Annotated in this window: 5 protein-coding genes and 1 pseudogene; 4 read left to right on the forward strand and 2 right to left on the reverse strand. The window is 60.5% G+C overall.

What is annotated here, in order from left to right; all coding sequences use genetic code 11:
- The 4 genes from L9Z73_RS22020 to L9Z73_RS22035 all read left to right on the forward strand — a co-directional run.
- The coding region (locus L9Z73_RS22020) for an MgtC/SapB family protein (RefSeq protein ID WP_247405435.1) at window positions 1-574 on the forward strand (574 nt) is incomplete at its 5' end.
- 300 nt (window positions 575-874) lie between these two features.
- Complete coding sequence (locus tag L9Z73_RS22025) at window positions 875-1,501, forward strand: response regulator transcription factor (protein WP_247405438.1); 627 nt, start codon at window positions 875-877, stop codon at window positions 1,499-1,501.
- A gap of 1 nt (window position 1,502) precedes the next feature.
- A complete protein-coding gene (locus tag L9Z73_RS22030; protein WP_247405441.1) occupies window positions 1,503-5,120 on the forward strand; it encodes a transporter substrate-binding domain-containing protein in 3,618 nt (1,205 codons plus the stop codon).
- Between the two features lie 133 nt (window positions 5,121-5,253).
- Window positions 5,254-5,676: a chemotaxis protein CheY gene (locus L9Z73_RS22035; RefSeq protein WP_247405443.1), complete on the forward strand. Its 423-nt coding sequence runs from the start codon at window positions 5,254-5,256 to the stop codon at window positions 5,674-5,676.
- On the opposite strand, the gene dkgB is transcribed toward L9Z73_RS22035, so the two are convergent.
- A complete protein-coding gene (gene dkgB, locus L9Z73_RS22040; RefSeq protein WP_247405446.1) occupies window positions 5,673-6,491 on the reverse strand; it encodes a 2,5-didehydrogluconate reductase DkgB in 819 nt (272 codons plus the stop codon). The two genes, L9Z73_RS22035 and dkgB, sit on opposite strands and share 4 nt — an antisense overlap.
- A 172-nt stretch (window positions 6,492-6,663) precedes the next feature.
- A pseudogene (locus tag L9Z73_RS22045) lies at window positions 6,664-7,111 on the reverse strand (3-deoxy-7-phosphoheptulonate synthase); the annotation flags it as partial.

The raw sequence follows: 7,111 nt of genomic DNA on the forward strand, positions 1-7,111 counted from the left end.
GCTCTGTTCCAGCGTACTCATACGCAACCAACCTTGCAGGGCGATGAGATCGGAAGGCGCGGTGCGGGTGGTCGCGTATGTGGTGTCGGGCATCGGCTTTCTGGGGGCCGGTGTGATCATGCGCGAAGAAGGCAATGTGCGCGGGCTCAACACCGCCGCCACCCTCTGGGCCTCGGCGGCGGTGGGTGCCTGTGCCGGTGCCGACCTGATCCTCGAAGCGCTGCTGGGCACGCTGTTTGTGCTGGCAGCCAACACGTTGCTGCGGCCGATCGTCAATAACATCAACCGCCAGCCGCTGGATGTGGTGTCGGCGGAGGTGACCAACATCCTCTATGTGATTGCACAGCGCAGCCAGCAACAGGCGGTCATGGTGTTGCTGGAAGCCGAGCTGGCGCGTAGCAACTACCCGGCCAGTGATGTCGATGTGCGATCGTTTGGCAGTGAAGAGGTGGAGATCGAAGCCACCCTGGTCGCCACCTCGGTGGACGGTGACGAGCTGGACGCCCTGGTGGCGCGTATTTCCACCTCGAGTCTGGTGGTGCAGGCTTTCTGGAGCCCAAGTACCACCGATTGATCGACCCTAGCCAAGCCTAGACCTGCCAAGGGTTGGCTATGCTCTAGTAAGGAAAAGTCCTACACGCAGCCAGGATTATCCCTTCGTATGAAACGCCACTCCATTGCTAAGGTTGATCGCTGCGGCTTTCCGGCAGCAATGATATGGCTTCAAGTGTTCGTGGTGATTTTCAAAGGAAGGGACCAGGCACCCGCTTTCTGGCGATCTGAGGGGCAGTACCGTTTGTCGGAACTGTCAATTCTCACAGGTGGCTGGGTTCCGTGTGATGTGTCAGCGTACTTTGTCCTGTCAGGGGTTTTTATGAGCAAAGCGTTAATAGTGGATGACCACCCGTTTATCCGTGCCACTGTCAAATTTCTGTTGAAACAGGAAGGTTTTACTGAAATCGATGAAGCCGGTAATGGTGCGGATGCCGTGCAGAAGGCCAGGGAAGGGCGCCCGGACCTGGTGATTCTCGACCTGGCGATGCCCAAGTTGGGTGGCCTGGAGGTCATCAGTCGGATCAAGGCCTTGGGTCTTCCATGCAAGATCCTGGTGCTTACATCCTATTTGGCGGTGTTTTTTTCTACCCGATGCATGCGGGCGGGCGCCATGGGGTTTGTCGCCAAGACCGGTGAGCTGGACGAACTGCAAAAAGCAATCAAAGCCGTGATGTCCAACTACAGCTGCTTTCCCAGCCTGCCCACCAGTTCGGTGCGCCGCGATGATTTGCAAACGACCGAGTGCGAGTTGGTGGAAGCCCTCTCGGATCGCGAGTTGACGGTGCTGCAGAAGCTGGCCCTGGGCTTGAGCAACAAGGAAATCGCCCATGACATGTTGCTGAGCCACAAGACTATCAGCACCTACAAGACTCGCCTCAAGGAGAAGTTACGCATGTCGTCGGTAGTGCATTTATCCAAGTTCGCCCAGCGCAATCATCTGATCTGAAATGACCGCCACTGCGTTTAAGCGGTTCGCCGCGATCTTGTTGATGGGCCTGTTGCCCATGATCGCAGCGGCCGTCGATGAGTCACACGCACTGCGCTTGTTGGGGCACTCTCAGCTCGAAAACGCCAGCCTGATGCTGGATGAAACCGACTGGCGCTGGCTACGTGAGCGGCGCACGTTGGTGATGGGGGTGTCGGCGCCGGATTATGCGCCGTTCGACCTGAGCAACAACAACGACGAGCTTGAAGGCATTACCGCCGATTATGCGGCGCTGGTGGCGCAGGCGTTGAATGTCGTCATCAAGGTGCGACGCTACCAAACCCGCGATGAAGTGATTGAAGCGCTCAAGCAAGGCACAGTGGATTTCGTTGGCTCGGCCAACGGCTATGAAGCCGCAGACCCGCAGTTGGTGCTGTCGCGTTCATACGCCAACGATCAACCCACCCTGGTCACCCGTATCGGCGACACCCAGGCCCTGAGCGCAGACTTGGCCGGTAAGCGCGTGGCCATGCTGTATCACTACATGCAGCCCGATGCCGTGCAGCAGTTCTACCCCCACGCGCAGTTGCAGCTATTTGCCTCGACCTTCGAAGCCATCGGTGCGGTGGCGTTCGGCCGGGCCGACGTCTACCTGGGGGATGCCATCAGCACCCGGTACCTGATCAACAAGAACCACCTCAATAACGTGCGCGTGGCTGATTTTTCCGGCCTGGAGGTCAACCCTTTCGGGTTCGCGTTCACCAAGGATAATGTTCGCCTGCGTAACATCGTCAACACCGCGTTGGCCACCGTACCGGTCAACCAGCAGATGGCTATTCTGCGCCGCTGGAGTGCTGGTGGCAGCGGTTACATGGAAGCGGAACGGCTGCGCCTGAGTGACAGTGAGCAGCGCTGGCTGGAGAAACACCCGCGTGTGAAAGTGGCGGTGCTCGACAAGTACGTGCCGCTGTCGTTTTTCAATGAGCAAGGGCAATTCGAAGGGTTGAGCTCCGAGGTGCTGTCGCGGATCAGCTTGCGCACGGGCCTGAAGTTCGATGTGGTGAAGGGCAGTTCGCTGCCTCGACAAATTGACGAGGTCAATGCTGGCCAGGCGGACATGTTGGCGGTGATTACCCCCAGCGTCGAGCGGACCGAGAAGCTGCGCTTCACCCGGCCTTACCTGTCCAGCCCGTATGTGTTGGTGGTTCGCGCCGAAGACGAGCGGCTGGTGACCCTGGAAGACTTGCCCGGAAAACGCCTGGCGTTCATTCGCAGCAACAGCCTGGGTGAGCAAATCGCGCGGGATTATCCCGGCATCGAGTTTGTCGACAGCGCGAACCCTGAGGCGGCCATGGAGCTGGTGGCCAATGGTGGGGCCGATGCGACCGTGATTTCGCTCATCAGTGCGCGCTATATGATCGCGCGTCACTACCGTGACCGCTTGCGTATGACCAGCACCGTCGGCACGGAGCCGGCGCGGATCACGTTTGGCGTCAACCGTAGCCAGTTGGAGTTGTATTCGATCCTCGACAAGGCGTTGTTGAGTATCACGCCTGAAGAGCTGGATGAGCTGACCAATCACTGGCGCAGCGAGATCATCATTGAAGACAGCTACTGGCTGCGCCATCGCAACGCAATCATCCAGGGCTTCAGTCTCGCCGCGGTGCTGTTGTTGATCACCCTGTGCTGGGCCTTTTACCTGCGCAGCCTGATTCGCAAGCGCGCCCAGGCCGAGCGCGCGTTGAGCGATCAGATGCGCTTTATGAGCGTGTTGATCGACGGCACGCCTCACCCGATTTACGTGCGCGATCGCCAGGGGCGGTTGATGGCCTGCAACAATGCCTACCTCGACGTATTCGGTTTCAAGCTGGAAGACGTGATCGGCAAGACCGTGGTGGAAACCGACACCGGCAACCCGCCGCAAGCCCAGTCGTACCATGACGACTACCTGAAGTTGATGGCGCGGGGCGAGCCGCAGATTCATGACCGAATCCTCAGGGGGCCGGGGGGCGAAGTTCTCACGATTTACCACTGGATGCTGCCGTACCGCGACGGCGACGAGAAGGTCGTGGGCATGATTGCTGGCTGGGTGGATGTGAGTGAACGCCACCGCTTGCTGGGCCAGTTGCAGGAAGCCAAGGACGATGCCGACGCCGCCAACCGCGCCAAGACGACGTTCCTGGCCACTATGAGCCACGAGATCCGGACACCGATGAACGCGGTGATCGGCATGATCGAGTTGGCGCTCAAAAGCGCCGAGCAAGGTCGGGCGGATCGCGATGCGCTGGAGGTGGCGTCGGTGGCATCGCGCGGCATGCTGGAATTGATCGGCGATATTCTGGATATCGCACGGATCGAATCCGGGCACCTGTCCCTGGCCCAGGAGCCGGCCAACCTGCATGAGTTGCTGGCTTCGGTGGTGCGGGTATTTGAAGGACTCGCGCGAGCCAAGGGGTTGGCGCTGCGCGTGACACTCGATCCGGCACTTGATCGCCCGGTGCTGATCGATCCGCTGCGCTTCAAGCAGGTGGTCTCGAACCTGCTCAGCAATGCCATCAAGTTCACCAGCAAAGGCCAGGTGCAACTGGGCGCCCAGGGGGACGTTTCGGAGGATCAACTGCTGCTCAGGTTGTGGGTGCAAGACACGGGTATGGGAATCAGTGCTCAGGATCAGCAGCGGCTGTTCAACCCGTTTATCCAGGGCAGCAACGCTGAACAGTCGGCACGCAGCGGTTCAGGACTGGGGCTGGTGATCAGCCGCAGTTTGTGCGAGATGATGGGTGGTCAGTTGCACCTGAGCAGTGTGCTGGGGCACGGCACCCGAGTGGACGTGAGCGTGGCGCTGACCCTGGCGGCCGCGATTCCGGCGCCGGCTTCGGCACCTGTCCCGCACAGCCCGCCGACGCGCGCGTTGAGTATCCTGGTAGTGGATGACTACCCGGCCAACCGTTTGCTGCTGGCCCGGCAATTGAGCTTCCTGGGGCATAGCATCACTACGGCGGAGGACGGTGTTCAGGGGCTGGCGCTGTGGCAGGCCGGGCACTTCGATGGGGTGATAACCGACTGCAATATGCCCCTGAAGGACGGTTACACATTGGCCCGGGATATTCGTACACAAGAGCGCGAGCGAGGCCTGGTGCCGTGCCTGCTGCTAGGGTTTACCGCCAATGCCCAACCCGAAGAAGCCGAGCGCTGCCGCCAGGCAGGCATGGACGGGTGCCTGTTCAAGCCCACCGGGCTCGAAGATTTGCGATCGGCCCTGGCCCCGCGCATGGCAAGCCCATGCGAGCCGCAAGCCGAACCGGCGTTTGATCTGGGGACGCTGATCATCCTGACGGGGGACGATCGCGCCGCGCTCAACGAATTGTTGATGCCGCTGCTCGACAGTCTGGAAGCCGATCACAGGCTATTGCCGTCGTTGCGACGCCAGGCCGACTTCGCCAAGTTGCATGACCTGGCACACCGCGCCAAAGGCGGTGCGCGGATGGTCAAGGCGCACGTGCTGATCACCTGTTGCGAAACCTTGGAGGGCGTGTGTGAACGGCACGACCTCCAGGCGCTGGGTGGGGCGGTTGAGGGCGTCGACCAGGCGATCAATGATTTGCATCACAGCCTGAGCGTTTATTGCAATCAGCCTTGACGCAGGGAGATGTCATTCGGTGAGTTTGGGACAACTCCTACACGAAGGGGGAACATGCCTGATTTTGTCTGCGGGATATGTCTGGAAAATGGGCCGCTCTCACTCAACGAGCACTGCCTGCCAGGGGTTTGCCATGCCAAACAAAGCACTGACCATCCTGATTGCCGATGAACAGCACCTGCAACGGCTGTATATCGAAAAAATGCTCAACCGTTTGGGGTATCACCGGATTGTGCCGGTGCAAACTTTTGAGGAGGTCCAGATCCTCACGGCGATCCCGGCTGAACCCTTTGACGTGCTGATCGTCAATGCAGGGTTGGTGGCCCATACCGGCGGGCCGCAGGCCCAGGTGCGCCACGTGCTGGTCTATGATCACCTGGACTTGGACTTACCCGTCGGCTCGACACCGCAGGTACTGGTCCGCTTGCCCGGGGTACCGGATAACGTCAATCTTGAACACTTCATGGACATCATCGACCCACCCGAGGCCACTACTGGCCTGCGGGTATTGCCATGGCTGCGGGAGTTATCGCGCATGCCGGTGGCTGGGGTTTAGTCCCACTTCGGCGCGATACCTTTGGGGCTGGTCAGGCGCTGGCCCCGTTCCAGCCCGGCAATTTGCGCCATGTCGGCAGCGCTCAAGGTCAGATGCAGGGCCTTGAGGTTGCTTTCCAGGTTGGCGCGTCGGGTGGACGATGGGATCACCGCGTAGCCCAATTGCATGGCCCAGGCCAGGGCCACTTGCGCCGGGGTGGTTTGATGGCGTTCGGCGATCTGTTGAATCACCGGATCTTTCAGCACCTCGCCGTAGGCCAGGGTCATGTACGAGGTGATCTGGATGCCATGGTCGGTGGCGAAATCCACCACCTTCTGGTTTTGCAGGTAGGGGTGCAGCTCGATCTGGTTGGTGGCGATGTTGTCCGCGCCTACCGCAGCAATCGCCTGCTGCATCAGATCGACAGTGAAGTTGGAAACGCCGATCTGACGGGTCAGGCCCAGGCGCTTGGCTTCCAACAACTGGCCCATGAATACGGCGACGGGCACCTGGTCTTCCGGCGATGGCCAGTGGATCAGGGTCAGGTCCAGGTAGTCGGTCCTGAGCTTGCGCAGGCTTTCCCTGAGGCTTGGTATCAGCTGGCCTTCGGCGAAATTGGCGATCCAGATCTTGCTGGTGATAAACAGTTCGTCACGCGGCACACCGCTGGCGGCGATCGCTTGGCCGACGTCGGCTTCATTGTCGTAGATCTGTGCGGTGTCGATGACGCGGTAGCCCAGTTCCAGGCCGTTGCTCACGGAGTCGATCACCACCTGGCCTTGCAGGCGGAAGGTGCCGAGGCCGAAGGCCGGGACGTTGTGCATGGGGATAGACATCAGTAACTCCTGAAGGGGGTGAACAATGGCGTCGAGTATCCGCCCGTCGTTCCTTCGGAAAAACCGTCCAATCCGAAAAGGACTCTTTACCGCAAGTCACGAATGGCCAGACGGCTGATCGTTGCGGCCGCCTGGCTTGTCCGCGCGTTGCGGACAAGCCGGCGTCCATTGCTCAGCCGATGGTGTGTTCGCGCAAGCGCTTGGCTGCACTGCGCAACAACTGCTCGGTGCTGTCCCAGCCCAGGCAACCGTCGGTCACCGACACACCGTATTTCATCGCCGGGCCTAATGGCTGGCAGCCTTCGAACACGTGGCTTTCGAGCATCATGCCGATCAGCGAAGTGTCGCCCTGCAGGCGTTGTTCCAGCACTTCATTGAATACCGCCGGCTGACGCAGCGGGTCTTTGCCGCTGTTGGCATGGCTGCAATCGACCATGATCCGCGCGGCTACCTTGGACTTGGCCAGGTCTTGTTTCACCTGGGCCACGCTCTGCGCATCGTAGTTCGGCCCACGGTGACCGCCGCGCAGCACCAGGTGCGTGTCGGGGTTGCCCGGGGTCTGGATGATCGCCGGGTGGCCCTGGCTGTCGACGCCGAAGTGCCGGTGCGGGTGGGACGCC

Source organism: Pseudomonas emilianonis (assembly GCF_023072625.1).
Lineage (GTDB): Bacteria > Pseudomonadota > Gammaproteobacteria > Pseudomonadales > Pseudomonadaceae > Aquipseudomonas > Aquipseudomonas paraveronii.

Coding starts and splice junctions, on each gene's coding strand:
- L9Z73_RS22025 (WP_247405438.1), top strand. CDS start 875: ATGAGCAAAGCGTTAATAGTGGATGACCACCCGTTTATCCGTGCCACT.
- dkgB (WP_247405446.1), bottom strand. CDS start 6,491: ATGTCTATCCCCATGCACAACGTCCCGGCCTTCGGCCTCGGCACCTTC.
- L9Z73_RS22035 (WP_247405443.1), top strand. CDS start 5,254: ATGCCAAACAAAGCACTGACCATCCTGATTGCCGATGAACAGCACCTG.
- L9Z73_RS22030 (WP_247405441.1), top strand. CDS start 1,503: ATGACCGCCACTGCGTTTAAGCGGTTCGCCGCGATCTTGTTGATGGGC.